This is a genomic window from Kribbella italica, from assembly GCF_014205135.1.
GTDB lineage: Bacteria > Actinomycetota > Actinomycetes > Propionibacteriales > Kribbellaceae > Kribbella > Kribbella italica.
This window is the reverse complement of the sequence record NZ_JACHMY010000001.1, coordinates 8,362,568-8,379,098: the sequence shown is the minus strand read 5'-3', so window position 1 is coordinate 8,379,098 and position 16,531 is coordinate 8,362,568. Positions and strand designations below refer to the sequence as shown.

14 protein-coding genes are annotated in these 16,531 nt (G+C 68.9%); 2 read left to right on the top strand and 12 right to left on the bottom strand.

Features of this window, described 5'->3' with window-relative positions; genetic code table 11:
• The 6 genes from HDA39_RS39370 to HDA39_RS39345 all read right to left on the bottom strand — a co-directional run bounded on the left by HDA39_RS39370 (position 1) and on the right by HDA39_RS39345 (position 3,785).
• Positions 1-204, bottom strand: a complete 204-nt coding sequence (locus HDA39_RS39370; protein WP_184804180.1) for a ferredoxin — start codon at positions 202-204, stop codon at positions 1-3.
• On the bottom strand, positions 201-1,451 hold the full coding sequence (locus HDA39_RS39365; protein WP_184804179.1) for an NADH-ubiquinone oxidoreductase-F iron-sulfur binding region domain-containing protein: 1,251 nt from the start codon (positions 1,449-1,451) through the stop codon (positions 201-203). The genes HDA39_RS39370 and HDA39_RS39365 overlap by 4 nt, the downstream gene beginning before the upstream one ends.
• On the bottom strand, positions 1,448-2,020 hold the full coding sequence (locus tag HDA39_RS39360) for a ferric reductase (RefSeq protein WP_184804178.1): 573 nt from the start codon (positions 2,018-2,020) through the stop codon (positions 1,448-1,450). Before HDA39_RS39360 ends, HDA39_RS39365 begins: the two co-directional genes overlap by 4 nt.
• Positions 2,020-2,925, bottom strand: a complete 906-nt coding sequence (locus HDA39_RS39355) for an FAD:protein FMN transferase (RefSeq protein ID WP_184804175.1) — start codon at positions 2,923-2,925, stop codon at positions 2,020-2,022. Before HDA39_RS39355 ends, HDA39_RS39360 begins: the two co-directional genes overlap by 1 nt.
• Positions 2,922-3,179 carry a hypothetical protein gene (locus tag HDA39_RS39350; protein WP_184804172.1) on the bottom strand — a complete coding sequence of 86 codons (258 nt, stop codon included), beginning with the start codon at positions 3,177-3,179 and terminating at the stop codon, positions 2,922-2,924. The genes HDA39_RS39355 and HDA39_RS39350 overlap by 4 nt, the downstream gene beginning before the upstream one ends.
• Positions 3,180-3,293: 114 nt before the next feature.
• The gene (locus tag HDA39_RS39345) at positions 3,294-3,785 is read right to left on the bottom strand and encodes a MarR family transcriptional regulator (protein WP_184804169.1); all 492 of its coding nucleotides are present in this window, start codon (positions 3,783-3,785) and stop codon (positions 3,294-3,296) included.
• Between the two features lie 498 nt (positions 3,786-4,283).
• On the opposite strand from HDA39_RS39345, the gene HDA39_RS39335 reads away from it, so the two are divergent.
• Positions 4,284-4,592 carry a Rossmann-fold NAD(P)-binding domain-containing protein gene (locus HDA39_RS39335; RefSeq protein WP_184804167.1) on the top strand — a complete coding sequence of 103 codons (309 nt, stop codon included), beginning with the start codon at positions 4,284-4,286 and terminating at the stop codon, positions 4,590-4,592.
• Between the two features lie 52 nt (positions 4,593-4,644).
• Here HDA39_RS39335 and HDA39_RS39330 read toward each other — a convergent pair whose 3' ends face one another.
• From HDA39_RS39330 to HDA39_RS39310, 5 genes are all read right to left on the bottom strand, one after another.
• Positions 4,645-6,261 carry a DUF6119 family protein gene (locus HDA39_RS39330; protein WP_184804164.1) on the bottom strand — a complete coding sequence of 539 codons (1,617 nt, stop codon included), beginning with the start codon at positions 6,259-6,261 and terminating at the stop codon, positions 4,645-4,647.
• A gap of 758 nt (positions 6,262-7,019) precedes the next feature.
• A complete protein-coding gene (locus HDA39_RS39325) occupies positions 7,020-8,327 on the bottom strand; it encodes a sensor histidine kinase (protein ID WP_184804161.1) in 1,308 nt (435 codons plus the stop codon).
• 2 nt (positions 8,328-8,329) lie between these two features.
• Positions 8,330-9,016 (bottom strand): response regulator transcription factor, encoded by a 687-nt coding sequence (locus tag HDA39_RS39320; protein WP_184804158.1) that lies wholly within the window; start codon positions 9,014-9,016, stop codon positions 8,330-8,332.
• Between the two features lie 283 nt (positions 9,017-9,299).
• A complete protein-coding gene (locus HDA39_RS39315) occupies positions 9,300-9,947 on the bottom strand; it encodes a hypothetical protein (RefSeq protein ID WP_184804155.1) in 648 nt (215 codons plus the stop codon).
• Positions 9,948-10,026: 79 nt separating this feature from the next.
• On the bottom strand, positions 10,027-10,881 hold the full coding sequence (locus tag HDA39_RS39310; RefSeq protein ID WP_337926084.1) for a tryptophan 2,3-dioxygenase: 855 nt from the start codon (positions 10,879-10,881) through the stop codon (positions 10,027-10,029).
• 172 nt (positions 10,882-11,053) lie between these two features.
• Between HDA39_RS39310 and HDA39_RS39305 the strand changes: the two genes are divergently transcribed.
• Positions 11,054-12,892: a hypothetical protein gene (locus HDA39_RS39305; RefSeq protein ID WP_184804151.1), complete on the top strand. Its 1,839-nt coding sequence runs from the start codon at positions 11,054-11,056 to the stop codon at positions 12,890-12,892.
• Here the strand turns inward: HDA39_RS39305 and HDA39_RS39300 are convergent.
• Positions 12,881-16,507 (bottom strand): glycoside hydrolase family 2 TIM barrel-domain containing protein, encoded by a 3,627-nt coding sequence (locus tag HDA39_RS39300; protein ID WP_184804149.1) that lies wholly within the window; start codon positions 16,505-16,507, stop codon positions 12,881-12,883. The genes HDA39_RS39305 and HDA39_RS39300 overlap by 12 nt on opposite strands.
• Positions 16,508-16,531: the final 24 nt, after the last annotated feature.

The window sequence follows — 16,531 nt, the reverse complement described above, 5'->3', positions numbered from 1 at the left end:
TCAGGTCCGGTGCAGCCGCAGGGCCAGGGCCGGGCAGGCGAGGGCTGCGCGGCGGGCGTTCGTGAGCTCACCTGGAGTGACGCGGCGGCCGCTGAGGATCGGGAAACCCCACTCGTCGAGCGTGACGTCGTCGGGCAGCAGAGTGGCGCAGAGGCCGTGTCCGTCGCAGCGGGTCCAGTCTATTTCGAGCTGGCGGTCCGTCACCAAGCACCTCCGGGGACAGGAAGGACACCTTGTACGGCGCGGCCGCAGGTGCCGGTGGTCAGGTGTCTGTCCAGGTCGTCGCTGAAGACCTCCAAGGCCGAGGCCAGGAAGCGCGACGAGCCGTCGGGGTGTGCGCAGGCGCCTCGACCGGGGACCAGCCCGAGGTGGCGTTGCGCGTCCTGCCAGCCGGTGGGGTCGCCTTGGAGGAGCCGGGCGAAGTCGTCGACCAGTGCGCCGAGTCCGAACAGGCAGGGGCCGCACTGGCCGGCCGACTGGCTCGCGAGCCACCGTGCGACGCGGTGTACTTCGCCGAGCGGACAGGTGGTCGAGCCGAGCGCCAGGACGATGCCGGCTGAGACCTGTGGGCGAGTGAGGGTGACGCCGTCGGTCTGCGGCAGCCAGGTGCCGTGATAGCCGCCGAGGAGGACCGGACCGGCCTCCGCACCGACGTACTGGAGGACGGTGTCGAGCGGGATGCCGGTGGGCGTCTCCAGTACGCCGGGCCGCTGGACGGCACCGGCGATCGTGAGAAGTTGCGTGCCGGGTTCGCTGCGGAGGCCGGTGGCGCTGAACTGGCGGGAGCCGAGTCGGGCGAGTACGGCGAGCTGGGCGAAGGTCTCGACGTTCGAGAGGAAGGTCGGGCGGCCGTCGAGGCCTTGACGGGTCGGCAGCGTACGCCGTCCGGGTGGGACCGCTGGGCCGCCGTCGAGGATGCTGAGGACCGCTCGGGCCTCTCCGGCGACGAAGCGGCCGGGGGTGTCGGCGATCTGAATGTCGACGCCGTCGCTGCGGTAGCGGTGTTCTGCCTCGTCGGTGGTGCGCTCGGCGACGGCTGCCCGGAGGGACGCGGCCGCAGTGGCGTCGTGCACGGCGATGACGACGCGGGGCGCTCCGAGGGCGCGCGCCAGACCTGTGGCGCCGTCGAGGACCAGGTGGGGCGCCAGGGCGAGGAGGAGGCGGTCCTTGCGGCTGACCGGTTCGCTCTCGGAGCCGTTGACGACTACTGCCTCGATGCCCTTGGCCGGGAGGTCAGCGAGCTTCAGAGCGACTGGGAAGCCTGCTCCGCCTCGGCCTTTGAGTCCTGCCTCCTCGGTGAGAGTGGTGTAGGCCTCTCGGGTCAGCTGGGGTTGTTCGCCGTGAGTCCAGAGGTGACGGGCGAGGTCGGCTCGGCCGCTGTCGAGTCCGGCGAGAAGGCGCGCTTCGCCGATCACCCGGAGCTGCTGCGGGGTCTCCTGGAGGATGGTCATCGGGTTCTCCCGGCTCGGGCGAGGTTGAGCGGCGTACTGGCTCTGGCTGTGCGGCTGGTGAGGCGGACTGCGGCTGCTGCACCTACCGCGGCCAGGCAGGCGAGGGTGAGGGCGAGCATCCAGGGCGTACCCCGGTCGGTACCGGCGAGGAGGCTGTGGCCGATCGATAGGAGCCAGCCGACAGAGGCGGCGACGTGTATCGAGCGCCAGCGCTTGGTGAATGCGTGGGAGCGAGCCAGTCGGCCACGGGCTGCGCCGACGATGGCTGCGAGCAGTACGCCGTACAGGGCTAGTACGCCGACGGTGATCGCGAAGGGGCGGTAGCCGGAGGTGAAGGGGAGGATCAGGGCCGACGTGCTGATGTCTACGTGCGCATCGGCGAGTACTGCGACCACGTGGGTCAGCAGGAGGACCAGACCGGTGGCGGAGGCCGAGCGGTGGACGTACTGGAGCCAGAAGCGTTGCTCCGGCTTGCGTCCGCCTGCTGCGAGGAGGCCTAGTGCGGCTGCGACAGTGAAGAGGACCAGAGCGGTGACTCCGGCGGCGCGGGCCAGGTACCAGAGGGTCATCAGGCGGCCCTGCTCGCTGCGGGCCAGCCAGCCAACTCGGTGACTTCGCCGTCGGCGTCGACTAGGCGGGCTGGGTGGCGGGCCAGGGTGAGACGGCCGAGTGCGGCTTCGCCGGTGGCGATGATCGCTGTGCTGAAGGTGTTCGCGCGGACGGCAGTGGGCGCCCAGATGGAGGCTGTCCGGTAGGGGCCGTCCGCGGGCTTGCCAGTGCGTGGGTCGATGACGTGGTGGGCTGTGCCGGTCTCGGTGTCCCACGTGCGCGCCGTACGGGTTGAGGTGGTCAGACCTCCGTGGGCGAGGGTGACGGCGACGGCTGGGTCGCCTTCGCGTTCGGCGACCTTGATGACCCACGGTTCGGCCGGCGTACCGGCTGCGCGGAGGTCTCCGCCGATCTCGACCAGTACGGCGCAGCCGTGGCGCTTGCTGAGGACCAGTGCGGCACGGTCGGCGGTCCAGGCCTTGGCTGTCGCACCGAGGTCCAGCGCGCTTCCTTCGGGGATGCCGATCAGGGCCTGCTTGCGGTTGAGCTGCACGCGTTGCCAGCCGGGCACGACTGGCGGGATGAGGACAGGTGCCTTGCGTTGACGGACCTGCTCGATGTCGTCGTCGTAGCCGGCCGCTATCACCGCCGCGCCGACGGTGGGGTCGACCGCGCCGCCGCTGAGGGAGGCGGCGACCAGGCTGACGTCGACGAGGTCGACCAGCAGGCGCGAGACCGGGACCATCGCTCCGGCGCGCTCGTTGACCGTCGCGAGCTCGGAGTCGTCGCGGAAGCGGCTGGCGGCCTTGTCGACCCGGTCCATGAGGAGCTTGAGCTCGCCGCAGGCTGGTGAGAGCGCGGTGGGGTCGTCGACGGTGAGGCGGACCGTGCAGCTCCAGGCGGTCCAGGTGCGGGTGGCGGTCATGAGCCGTTGCTCCCGCCTTGCGCGGGGGCGTCCTGGTCGGCCTGGCCTAGTCCGCTGGTGCTGTCTTGGTCGCTGGCGCCCTGATCGTTGGGGGTGCTGGCCGTCGTACTGGAGGTGTCCGGCTGGCGTGCGGTCAGTACGGCGACGGCCAGGCCGGTGCTGCCGAGGCCTAGTACGGCCGTCGCGACAGCAGCGGCACCTGCGCGCCGTAGCCAGCGGGTGCGGGCGAGGTGAGGGACTCCTGAGGTGACCATGCCCGCAGCCTCGCCGTACTGGGCTCAGGCCCACGCCAAGGGAACCTCAAGCTGCGATCAAGTCCTGCTGAGACTCTGCTGAGAGCGCCTCTCAGCTGGTGAGCTGCGGCGGGGTCAGCACTCGCCGCGGACCTCTGGCGGGCAGGTGGTCCGGCGGTGCTTCTCGACCGCGGCCGCCACCTCAGCGCCGGCCTCGCCGAGCGCCACCAGGCGGTCGGTGCCGAGCGTCTCGACGACCAACTCGCGAATCAGCGCGGCGTGCGCCGGGGCGCAGGCCCGGATCGCCTCCAGCCCCTGCTCGGTGATCGCGATCTCGGGGTACCGCGCGTCGCAGGCGATCTTCGCGATCAGCCCCCGCTTCTCCATCCGGGTCAGGTGGTGCGACATCCGGCTCTTCTCCCACTGGGTCGCCTCCCCCAGCTCGAACGCACGCATCCGCCCGGTCGGCGCCTCCGACAGGTTGACCAGGATCTCGAAGTCCGACGCCGACAGCCCGTACTCCCGCTGCAGATGCCGAGCCACGTGCGACTCCAGCAGCTTCCACATCAGCAGATAGCTGCGCCACGCCTTCTGCTCGTCGTCCCCGAGCCACGGTTCGTTCGCCACGTCAACATCCTACCTTGCGGGGTTGACGCATCAACCAGGCGCACACACTCGATGCCGTGGTAGTGCTTCAACCCAAGTCATCCCTGAAGGAGATGTCGAGATCTCCGAGCAGAAGAGTTGATCACCGTGGTGGTCGGAGCGACCGGTTCGCAGGGCTGCGGACTGGTGCGGGCGATCCTGGCTGATGGTGGGTACGGCGTACGACCTCGACGCGGCCTGGATCGGCCCAGGAACTCGTCGCAGCCGCCGCCGAACTGGTCGCGGCGGACCTTGACGACGAAGCGAGTCTGCGCGTGGCATTCGAGAGTTCGTACGGCGCCTTCGAGGTGACGAACTACTGGATCCAGCGAACGCTGGAGGAAGAAGCGGCGCACAGCATGTGATCTTGTCAACCCTGAAGGACACCCGGCCGCGCTTCGGTGCAAACGAAGCAGTGCCGAGCCCAGATGACGGGCGCTTCAAGGTCCCGCACTTCGAGCCAAGGGCGAGAGCAACGCGTTGTTCCTGGAGTACGGCGTACCGACGACGTTCCTGCAGACGACCTTCGAATATGAGGCCATCACGCTCATCGCCCGGCCTTCGCGGAACGCCGATCGCGAGCTGGAGCTATCCCTGCCAATGCAGGACGAACAGCTGTTGGGGATCGCGTCGGAGGACATCGGACGCACGACGCTCGGGATCTTCACGCGGGGCACGGAATTCGTCGGCCAGACGGTGAGGATCGCCAGAAATCACTCAACGTGCAAGGAGTATCCGGCGATTCTTAAGTTTGCCGCTCCCTCGCCGAACCGTGACGGGACAGCGTGACCTGCGTAGACCCGGCATGGAGGAGCGGCGGACCCGGAGCACGCTACCTAATTTACGGGCTGGGAGGCACTCCGGCGATGCGATCGATCTTCGCCAGTCCGACCTTGAAGCCGCGGCTGAGGATCTCCTCGGCATGCATCTTCAGAGCTGCGCGCGAGAAGAAGTACATGATGTCCTTCAGCGCGCCCGGCTTGCCCGTTGCCAGGGCGTACACCACGGTCCACTCCTGAGGGATGCCGAACTCGGCGGTGGGGTCGAGTTCGTGCATCTTGTTCATCAGCATGGCCTGATAATCGTCATTACGAACGGTCAGCAGCGCGGACACCGATCCCTGCTGGAAGAGGTGACTCAACTTGTCACTCCCGTCCATACGCTTCACACAGATCAGGTGTTTCGCTTTCGTGAGAAGGTCGCAGATCTCGACCTTCTCCCCAGCCTTGCCGCGATAGAGTTTCCGGTCGAGAACCGCATGGCCGAACTGACCTCCAGCCCAGGTGTTGTACCTCTGCTCGCCGTACGAGCCATCGACGTTCGCCTCGAGGAAGGCTTCGTCCCACACCGGCAAGCCTAGGTCCGCGGTCAGATCGGGGATCTTCGCGCTCAGGAAACGATCGACCTGCTCGACGTATTCCTGGTCGACTCGGAACCAGATCCCGGCCGTCAATGTGTACTGCTGCTTCGAACTTCCGGCGAGGCGTTCCACCGTCGCGACCACATACGACCGCAGCGCTCGCGCACTGCTTACGATGTCACCGTTCATGTCGTAGGCCTCAACCTTGACCGCGGTCAAGGGAGCGTCCCAGCCGCCGACTTGGTCGATCGCTGCGAAGAGGTCATGGGTCAGCAGTTCATAGACATCATGCGAGTTGCGGCGACGCGCAACTCGATACCAATCGGCGGTTAGGCGGAGTTCATCCGGCACAGCGAAGCCAACGTCAGGGTCCCGAGCACACAAGAGCGCTTCGACTGCGTCATCCAACTCTGCGATGAGTGCTTTGTCGGAGACCCGGCGGAAGTAGGTCAGGAACGGAAATCGGGTCTTGTAGGCGTCTGCTTGCCACAGCTCCAATGCCTTCCCCAAGGTCGCGGGGAGGTCGGCCAGGCGGTACTCGTCGATCACAAGGGTCAACGAGTCGGCTCCAGCGATAGTGCGTGCGAAACCGGGAAGCTCGGCCACTCCCCCGAATCGCCGAATCCACTCTTCGTCGGTCAGCAACCCCAACGCGAACATCTCGTTCGGTGTCGGCAGCGTACTCAGCGCATTGCGCCGGCCCTTCCCCATCCCGCGTGCCTCCGCCAGCATTACCTGCTCTGGATCAACCGAGTTCGCAGCGACCAGGAGACCGAAGTCCGGCTCCTTCACGGCGTCATCGATAGCGTGAAAGCCCGTTCCGAACGTGACCGCAAACACCCGCCCGTGCGCCCGGACCAACAAGACGGCTCCCGGCGACAGGCCAAAACTGGAGACCGGCGGTTGGGCGGCGAACAGAGGCCGAAGGTGCTTCAGCCATCCCGCATCGTGCGGTGACCCTGGATTCATGAACAGCCGCCACTCGACCTCTTCGGCGTCTGGCGGTACGACGGAGCACTCCTTGAAGCGGTTGTGCTCGCGAAGCGTCTCCTTCGCAAACGCCACACTCGGGCGCAACAAATACACCGTGATCCGCATGCCGCCTCCTCGGACCCAAACCACCTCAGGCGGAGACTACCCAGAGTCACGGTGATCGAACCCCGTGCTGCGCCCATGTAACGACCCCGGCGCGACGGGGCCGACCGATCGACCGACTCCGATGGAACTTGACCGCGTTGCCGAGCTTGACGACGTAACTGCTGCAACTGCGTGGCAGCTCGACGCTTGCAGCGTGGTCCTCAGTCTTTCACCTCAGGTGTCGCCGTCACCCATGCCATGACATCGGGGGAGGTACCTCCGATGGCGGCCAACACGCTCGTGCCGACAGGCCATAGCCGCATAATCTCCAGCGATAAAGCGTCCGTACTGGAACCTTTAAGTGCGCCGTAACCTAGTCGCGGTACCACTCGCAAAGGAGGATGCGAGAGGCGCGGGCGACCGGACGGCGTAGGAGATGCCCGCACATCACACGCCAACAGCCACCCGGGACCACCTGCTTTCACTGAAGCGGGCGATAGCACGCGCACTCGGCGGCGATAGCCGCACGCGGTCGCGAAGGGTGGGTGGGAGCAGGCACTGGAGTGAGCGCCAGCGAACGGAAGGGCCTGCGTGGGCGAATGCCTGCGTGAGCGAACGCCGGCAGGTGCGCGACAGCAGTCCAGTGGGTACGCCCCGCTATCGAATAAAGCGGGCGACAGCACGCGCACTTGGCGGCGATAGCCGCACACCTTGCAAAGGGTGGGTGGGAGCACGCCACGGAGGGAGCGCTAGCGACCGGAGGGGCGCGCGTGGGGGCTTTACTTGCTGAGGAAGGTGAGGTGGACGGCCGCGTCGTGGATGGTGAGGGTGCCGCCGGCTGCTTCGGTGGCTCGGCGGGCTATGTCCAGGCCTAGGCCTGTGGAGCCTCGGTCGCTGCGGCCTCGGGTGCCGGCGCCCAGGGGGATGCCGGGGCCTTCGTCGGCGACGACGATGCGGATGCCGGGGGCGGAGGCTACGCGTTCGCGGGAGAGGGTGATGCGGGCGGCGGTGCCGTCGGGGGTGTGGGCTACGACGTTCTCGACGAGGGCGTCCAGGGCTGCGGCGAGGTCTTCGGCGGCGAGGCGGATCTCGGCGGGTGGGGTGGGGAGGTCGAGGGTGAGGCGGCGGCCCTGGTCCTCGAAGAGGGGAGCCCAGAAGGCGGCTCGGGTGCGGACGACCTCGACGGCGTCGCAGTGCGGGACGCGGCCTTCGCGTTGAGGGCGGCGGGCGGCGCGGATGACGGCGGTGAGGGTGCGTTCGAGGGAGGTGACCTGGGTGTTGAGCTCCTCTGCGCGTTCGCGGTCGGGGAGGGCTTCGACCTGGAGGCGGAGTGCGGTGAGCGGCGTCCGGAGGCGGTGGGACAGGTCGGCGACGGCTTCGCGTTCGACGGCGATCACCTCGTCGATGCGGTCGGCGAGGCCGTTGAGGGCGGCGCCGACCTGGGCGACCTCGGCGGGGCCGGTGGTCGGGGCGCGGGCGTCGGTGTCGCCGCGGGCCAGGCGTTCCGCCGTACGGGCTGTTTCTTCGAGTGGGCGGGCCAGGCGGCGGGAGACGAGTTCGGCGCCGGCGATGCTGAGGAGGAGGACGAGCAGGCTGCCGCCGATCAGGAGGCCGATCTGCAGCGCGAGGCCGTCGTACAGCTCTTGCGTGGTCAGGAAGAGGCAGACGCCCGCCGGACCGTCGTACGTGCCGACGTCGATCTCGGTGACCTTGCCGCCGTCGACGTCGCGGAAGGTCGCGGGCGACACCTTCGGCGGGCCTTTCTTGCCGGAGTCGTAACCGCCGGGGACCGACTCGGGCTTGTCGATCCCGCCCGGTGGTCCCTCGCCCAGGAGCGTTCCGTCGGGCAGCTCGACCGAGATGCGGCCGGGGCCGTCGTCGGCGACGTCTTCGATGTACGCCGAGATGTCGTCGGGGGTGTGGTCCTTGTCGCCGACGTAGTACGCGACGTTCTGTGCCCGGAGCTGGGCTTTCTCGAGCGCGTTCTCGGCGGCGGCGTCGCGCATCAGCAGGGTCAGCGGTACGGCGAACGCGAGCACGACGAGCGTCGTCATCCCGACGGACAGCAGCAGGATCCGGCGGCGCATCGTCAGCCGCCTTCGGGGGCGGCGAGTTTGATGCCGACACCGCGGACGCTGTGCAGGAACCTCGGCTGGGCGGCTGTTTCGCCGAGTTTGCGGCGCAGCCAGGAGAGGTGGACGTCGACGGTGCGGTCGCCGCCGCCCCACGGGAGGCCCCAGACCTCGGCGAGCAGTTCGCGTTTGGTGACGACGGCGCCGGGGCGGCGGGACAGGGCGAGCAGGAGGTCGAACTCCTTGCGGGTCAGGTCGACCGGGCTGCCGTCGACGGTGACCTCGCGGCTGCGCGGGTCGATCGAGAGGGCGCCGAGCTGGAGGGCCTCGGATTGTTGCTCAGGGCCCTTACGGCGAAGGACGGCGCGGATGCGGGCGTCGATCTGGACGGAGCTGAAGGGTTTGATCACGTAGTCGTCGGCGCCGGCGTCGAGCAGGGCGACCACGCTGGCGTCGTCGTCCCTCGCGGTGGCGACGATGACGGGGACGTCGCTGACTGATCGGACCATGGCGAGTACGTCGCGGCCGTCGAGGTCGGGGAGGCCTAGGTCGAGGAGGAGGACGTCGGGTTTGTCGCGGGCGACGGCGGCGACGCCGTCGGCTCCGCCGGCGAGGGCGGTGACCACGTGGCCGGCGGAGGTGAGGGATTTGCTGAGGGACGTGCGGATGGCGTCGTCGTCCTCGACCAGCAGCACCCTTGCCATGCTCTTAAGGGTAGACGGGTGGGCCAGGTTGGTGGTTGAGCGGATGGTGGTACGGCGTGCTGTGGCTGGGGTTGGTGGGGATGCGGCCGGGGAGGTTCGCGGGGGTTGGGGTTGCTGCGGCCGGAAGGAAAGCGTGAAGGGGCGGAGGCCGAGGGGGGTGGTTGGGGTGGTGAGGGGCCGGGGTGATGAAGGGCCCGGGTGGCGAGGGGCCCGGGTAGCGAGGGGGCCCGGGTGGCGAGGGGCCGGGGCGGTGAGAGGGCCCGGGGTGGTGAGGGGCCGGCAGCTACTGGGTGAGTTCGGGGTCGGTGGGGGGTGGTGGGGTGAGTTGTTTGGGGGCTTTGAGGCCGGTGGAGCGGAGTTCTAGGTCGGCTAGTTGGGCTATGACGGCTGCGTCTCCGGAGCGCCAGGCGGTGACGGGGTCGTTGGAGATCTTGGCGAGTTTGTGCATGGGCTGGTTGGCCATGGCGCGGAGGGCGAAGAGGTCGAGGTCGGCGGCGTTGTCGATGAACTTCTGGGCGGCGGTGGCTCGGCGGGAGAAGCGGATGCGGCGTGGGAGCCAGATCAGGAGGGCGAAGAGGACGGGGAGGGTGATGGTGACCCCGGCGAGCAAGTACGCGAGTTGTTCTACGGCGTGGGCTTGTTCCCGGCCGGCGTCGGCGAGGCGGACGGCGGCGCCGGCGGCGCCGTCGACGGGGGCTTTCAGCTCGTCGCCTACGACGGGGACGCGGCCTACGGGTTCGGAGAGTTTGCGGAGGTCTTCGGCGAGGCCGTCGCCGGCGGAGGCGGCTTTGCGGCCTGGGTAGCCGAGGGCGTTGGTGATGCGGAAGACGGCCAGGCCCAGCGCCGTACAGAGGGCGATCCAGCCGACGAGCATGAGGTCGCCGAAGACCTGCCAGAAACGCTGGGTTCGCACTGCGGAGTAGAGCTTCACGTGCCGCCTCCCGGGAGCCAGTTCAAGGGCGTGACACTAACGCAGAACTGCCTGCTTGGCCCGGCCCGACAGACGAGGGCTACAGCGACGTCCGGAGGTGCCAGAGGTGGGGGTAGTAGCGCAGGTCGAGGCGGGAGCGTAGGTAGCCGGCTCCTGATGAGCCGCCGGTGCCTGGTTTGGTGCCGATCATTCGCTCGACCATGACCACGTGCCGAGCGCGCCAGGCGGCTGCCAGTTCGTCGTGCTGGAGGAGGGCCTCGGCCAGCTCCCAGACGGCGCCGTACTGGGCGCGGTCGCGGGCGACTGCGGACAGACCGGTGCGCAGGTCGTCCTCCGTGGCCGTGGCGAAACCTGCAGCCTCCAGTACGACGAGGAACGCGTCCCACAGCGTCGGCTCCTCCAGTCGCTGGTCCAGCCGGGCCCGTTCCAGGTCGGACAGCCCGCGGAAGCGCTTGACGAACGACGGGTCCTTCGCGCCGGACAGGAACTCGATCTCGCGGAACTGCACCGACTGGAACCCGCTGGCCGGTGACAGCCGGTGCCGGAACTCGCCGAAGTCCTGCGGCGTCATCGTCTCCAGGATGTCGACCTGCTGGGTCAGGGTCCGCTCGATCGTGTGGACGCGGCGGAGCAGGTGCTGCGCGAGCCAGAGCTCACCGGACAGCATCGCGTCGCGGGAGGCGGTCATCTCGTGCAGGACCTGCTTGAACCACAGCTCATACACCTGGTGGATGGTGATGAACAGCAGCTCGTCATGGGCGGGCGGGTCCGACTCCAGACGCTGCTGGTCGAGCAGCTGGGGCAGCCGCAGGTAGCTCCCGTAGGTGAGGCGACCACCCTCCTCACCGAAGTGCACGTCGACGCCGTCCCAGCGTCCGGTCACCGCGTCGGCGCTGGGTCGCCCCTCGTCGTTCTTCTCGCTCTGGCTGCTCACGGGGCGAGGATAACCGCCACTACAGCCGGTGACCCTCGAGTACGGCGAGCAGCCGGGATCCGGCACCCCCTGACACTCCGGCTGTGACCGGATCGAGAAGTTCGTGTGACGTGAGCAGCCGTCGTTCGTTGGAATTGAGGTCAACGGGGTCGATGTGAGAAGTGGTGGGTACGTGCACACGCTGGCGGAGCGGACAGAGACCGAGGTCGGTCCGGCCGAGGTCGAGGCGGCACTGCTGGAGAGCTACCCGGCGCTGGTGCGACTGGCCTACCTGGTCCTCCCGTCGTCGCTGGGGCGGCACCGGCGCGTCCTCGCGGCGCACGGCGTGGTGCAGCGGGCGATGCCCGACCGGCGCAAGCTGGAGCGGCAGCTGATCGGTGAGACCAGCGCCGCGGCGTACATCCGCCGCAAGGTGCTGCGGGACGCCGTACGGCAGGCACGCGCCCGGACGCCGCTGCGGCTGCTGCCGGCGGTCTGGGGCTTCCGGCTGTTCCCGCGCTCCGGTGCGGCGGACGACCTCGTGCTCGACCAGGCGATGTCCGCCTGTACGCCGGAGGCCCGCGCCGCGTGGGCGCTGGTCCGGATCGAGCACCTCGGCGTCGCCGAGGCGGAGAGCGAGCTCCGCGCGGCGGGAATCGATGCCGCCGCCGCGGCGATCAAGGAAGCGGCCGAGCTCGACGAGACCGCCGTCGCGGGGGTCCGCGGGCCGCTGGACGCGCAAGTGTTCGACCCCTGCGCCGTGCGGCTGGCTCCGACCGACCTGATGCGCCGCAAGGCGCGCGGCCGGGCGGTGGCGATCATCGTCACGATCGTTCTGGCGCTGATCCTGCTCGCCTCGCTCGCGCTGACCGCCGGACGCGGGCAGTCGACCACGCAGGCGGTCCCCGTCGTGGCGCAGCAGGAGACCAAGCAGCTCAGCGTCGACGACCTCCGGCGTTCGAAGGTCTTGTGGCAGGACACGGCGCGCGTGGACTTCACCGCATGGCCGGTCCGCGGCAACCGGATCAAGGACCGCGAGCTGCTGTCGAGGGCCCTCAACACCTGGACCGACGGGACGAGCGTGACGTCCGTCGCCGGTGCACCGATGACCGCGCCCACCGAGGCGCCGCAGTTGCTGTACGCCGGAGACGTCGACGGCGCCGGCGTGGTGCTCGTCCACGACGGGCAGCGCATCGCGCGCTACAGCGACCGCAACGGCGGGAAGCTGGTCGTCGCGCGGACCGACGACGCGGACGTGACGACCTCGGCCGCCGTCGCGATCAGCGAGAGCGCCGACGGCGTCCGCTTCCTGACCGCGCCGTGGGTCGCCGAGACCGGCCTGCGGGACCTGAAGAAGCCCGACACCCCGGCCGGGAAGCTGCCCACGGCCGACGGGATCACCGCGCCGGTGAAGCCGCCGACCGCCGACTGCTCCTACTGGCCGGCGATGCAACTGCGGTCGTCGGAGGCGATCGCGGAGAAGCACGCGTTCCTGGTGACGTACCTGGGCGGGCTGTCGCCGGCCCACCTGACGTACATGCCGCCGCCGTCACAGGGTCCGGCGCGGTTCCCGCGGGAGGCGACCAGCGGCGCGGCGCTGGTGAGCTGGTCGCGCACTGTCTGCGGGCTGCAAACCCTGCAGAACAAGGGCGTCAAGGCCGCGAACAACTGGACGTTCGCCGAGCAGCGGCTGCCGGACGGGACGTACGGCGCCTGGGTGTGCACGCGGTCGGACAGCTGGCAGGGCGGCGGCTGGGCAAGCGTGAAGCTGTTCCCCGCCGGGCTGCCGGCCGGCAAGGCGACGAACACGGCGATCTGCAGCAGGTTCGACCAGAACGTGCTGGCGACGACCGCCTGGCGCTCGCCGACCGGTACGACGTACCTGCTGGCTGCGGGGAGCCGGAACGTGGATCGGCTCACCGTTGCCGGGAAGAGCATCCCGGGGTCGGTGATCGCGCTTCCCGGTCAGGTCAACTCGCCGGTGAGCGCGCACGTGACCACGGGCGACACGATCCGGCCGCTAATGAAGTAGCGACTCGGCGGCCGACAGCGGGCGGAGCGTCACGGCGTACGCGCGGGGCTTGGTGGGGTCGATCCGGTACGGCGCGAGCACGCCGTTCGGGGTTTCGCCCATCCCGGTCTCGGCGGCGCCGACGTGCAGCGTGACCCAGCCGCGGTTGCGGACGAGCGGCAGCTGGAAGTCGTACTCCGCACGGTCGAGCCGGTCGTACGGCGTGACGCTGACGTCGACCGAGCTACCTGGCGCGGCGGCGACCATCAGGCCGTGCTGCTTGTCGGACAAGGTGGTCCAGCGGGTGTCGGTGTGGTTGCCGTACGCCTGCGGGCGGGAGTAGGCGACGTACTGCTGGTCGACGGTGCTGCGGTAGACACCGATGCGGGTGCCTTTGGAGCGGTCGTTGTAGGACTCCTCGGGGCCGCGGCCGTAGTACGCGAAGTCGGCGAGCTTGTCGGGGACCTGGAGCTGGAAGCCGAGGCGCGGAAGGTACGGCAGGGTGGAGAGTTTGCTGCCGGTCGGCGTGACCTGGTGGGCGAGCGTGATGGTGCCGGCGGCATCGATCGTGTAGGTCATCGTTTGGCGGAAGGCGAGTTCGGCGGCGTGGCCCGGCGCGGCGGCCGTGCTCGGTACGACGACCTGGACGCGGCCGTCCGCAAGGCGGCGAGTCGTGGGTGTGCCGGTGGTGGTCTGCAGGCGGTCGAGGCCGAGCTTGTTCCAGATCAGGCGATCGGCGGTGCCCCAGTCGTAGGTCTCGTTGGAGGTCGGCGGGCGCCAGACGTCGAGGGCCGGGCCGTGACGCAGCAATTCCTTGCCCCGAGCAACCATAGAGACGAGCTGACCACTCGAGAAGGCGTACGCGAAGCCTGCTCCGGAGATGGTCGTGCGACCTGGGGTGGTGGTGATCGCGGGTCGCCCCGGGGTGATGCGCGTGGGTGCGACCGTGCCGCCCAAGGAGAACTGGTCGTGCTGCAGTGAGCCGGCATCCACATTGAGGAAGCGTTCCGTGGGGTTCGGAGACACTGGAATGGTCACCGTTCGGCTGGCACCAGGCTGAAGGGTCATCGGGAGCTTGCCCTGGCGGATGACCTTGTCTGCTTCACGGATCGACCAACTCAGGGTGAAGGTCAGCGGGGCGAACTGCTGTTCGTTGTGGACGGTGACGACGCCGGGTTTCGTCGAGGTGAAGCGGAGCGGCGACTGGGCCCACGCGAGCTCCGCCGTTTCGGGTTGGAGGGTTCGGTCGGTGCTGACCAGGCCGTCGGTGCCGGACAAACTGAGGCCCAGGCTGGGGAACGACCCCTCGGTCCTGGTGGACTCGAAGTCGAGGGCCAGGACCGGCTCGGTGCCGGACAGGATGCGGACGGTGTCGATGGTGCCATGGGCCAGGCGGGTGCGGGTCTGGTCCTGCTGGAGCTGGGCGTTGCGGCCGAGATTGACTTCCCAGATGGTGGGTTCGATGGTGCCGGTGGCGGGGAGGCGAGTGGGCCGACCGTCGATCGAGAGGGTCAGCGCAGAGCCGTCGTACGAGCCGGTCACCCGATGCCAGGTGTCGTGCCAGTTCGACGGGACCGGTGCTGTGACGGCCTTCTCGACGCCGTTGAGGGTGACGCGGAACTCGAGAGTCCCGGCGTTCGGCATCTGCAGGGCGTACTGGTTGCCCTTGGTGACGATCGGGAACGAGCCGGACCAGACATCGGGTTTGACCCAGGCATCGACGCTCAAAGGCCCGGCGACGTCCAGGGCAGGGTCGCGGAAGACGTTGACGAAGTCGTCGAGGCCGGAGAATTCGAGGCCTTGGCCCGTGTTGCCGGGGGCAACTGATGGTTTGCCGACGAAGAAGGTCTGCAGCCGGCGCCGTGACGAGTCCGGTGTGGTGATCAGCGGCTGGTCGAGGTTCTGCTCGGCCCAGTCCCAGATGAAGCCGCCCTGCAGTGACGGGTACTTGCGGACCAGCGCCCAGAACTGGTCGAAGTTGCCCAGACCGTTGCCCATGGCATGCGCGTACTCCCCCATCACGATCGGCTTCGTGAACGTCTTGGCCTTCGACTCCAGCGCTGCCGGCGTCGGGTAGCGGGGACCGGCGACATCGGCGTACGGCGCATCGCCGTCGGGGGTGTTCGACTGGTGGTAGAGCAGCCGGGTCGGGTCGTTCTCGTCGGCCCACCTGGCCATCGCGAAGTGCGCCGCACCGAGCCCGGCCTCGTTGCCGGTGTCCCAGAAGACGACACTCGGGTGGTTCTTGTCCCGCTCGACCATCGCGGTGAAACGATCGGCGTACGCCGCCTGCCACTCGGGTTTTTCGGCCAGGCAGTTGCTCGGGCAGTTCTCGTGCGCGTGCGTCTCGATGTCGACCTCGTCGTCGATCAGCAGCCCGTACTTGTCGGCCAGCTCGTACCAGTACGGGTCGCTCTCGTAGTGCGAGGTCCGGACCGCGTTGATGTGGAGCTGCTTCATCAGCTTGACGTCGCGCTCCATCGCCGCGCGGGTGACGTGCCGGCCGGTCGCCGCATCCGTCTCGGCGCGGTTGACGCCGCGGAACAGGACGCGCTTCCCGTTCAGCAGGACCTGCTTGTCCTTGACCTCGATCTCGCGAAAGCCGACCTGTTGGCTGGTGCGATGGACGACGCGGCCGCGCTCGTCGGTGAGCGTGAGCACGAGGCGGTAGAGGGTCGGCGTCTCGTCGGACCACTTCGCCGGCGCCCTGACCAGGCCGCTGAGTTTCAGCTCGTCTCTGTCGGCCTTGCCGCTCAGTGCCGTGACTTCGCGGCCGGTTGCATCACGCAACGACGCCGTCAGTTGGTAGCCGCGGGCATCGACCAGCGAGGCGTCGACCTTCAGCGTCGCATCCTGGTACGCCGGGTCGAGGTCGGTGCTGATCGCGACGTCTTGGACGCGCGAGCGTGGGACGGAGTACGAGTAGACGTCGCGGAAGATCCCGGCGTACCGCCACTGGTCGTAGTCCTCGAGATAGGAGCCGGCCGACCAGCGGTGCACCTGGACGGCGACCGTGTTCGCCCCCGGGCGGGCCGCGTCGGTGATGTCGAACTCGGCCGGGCTGTAGCCGCCCTGGTCGTAGCCGACGTACTTGCCGTTGACCCAGACGAAGTAGCCGCTGGTGACGCCCTCGAAGCGGAGCAGTTGCCGGCGGCCCGTTTCGGTGCGGGGAAGGTCGAAGGTCTTCAGGTAGGCGCCGGTCGGGTTGACGTCGTGCGGGGTCTTGGGTGGGACGTCGGGCCAGAGTTCCTCGGGGATGTTGCGGAAGACGGGGTGGTCGAGGAAGTCGCTCTGCCAGGTGTGCGGGACCTGCACGGTCGGCCACGTGGCGCCGTCGGACTTCTGGAACCCGGCCGGGACCTGGGAGGGCTTGTCGAACAGGCGGAACTTCCAGGTGCCGTCGAGCGAGCGCACGTACGGCGTACCGGATGCTGCAGTGGCGGAGGCGTCGTCGGCGTACGGCCAGAGCCGGGTGTGGGGCGCGACCTGCCCCTCGGAAACCCGGCCCGGATCGTCCAGGTAGCTGTAGACGTCGTCGAGCCCGTCGATCGCCAAGGCAGGGCCGACCACGCCCACAGTGCCGCCGAGCAGCACCAGAGCGAGCAGGTAACCGATCGGTCCGTTCAGCCGGCGCATCCGTCTCCTCGTCGTTGACCCTTC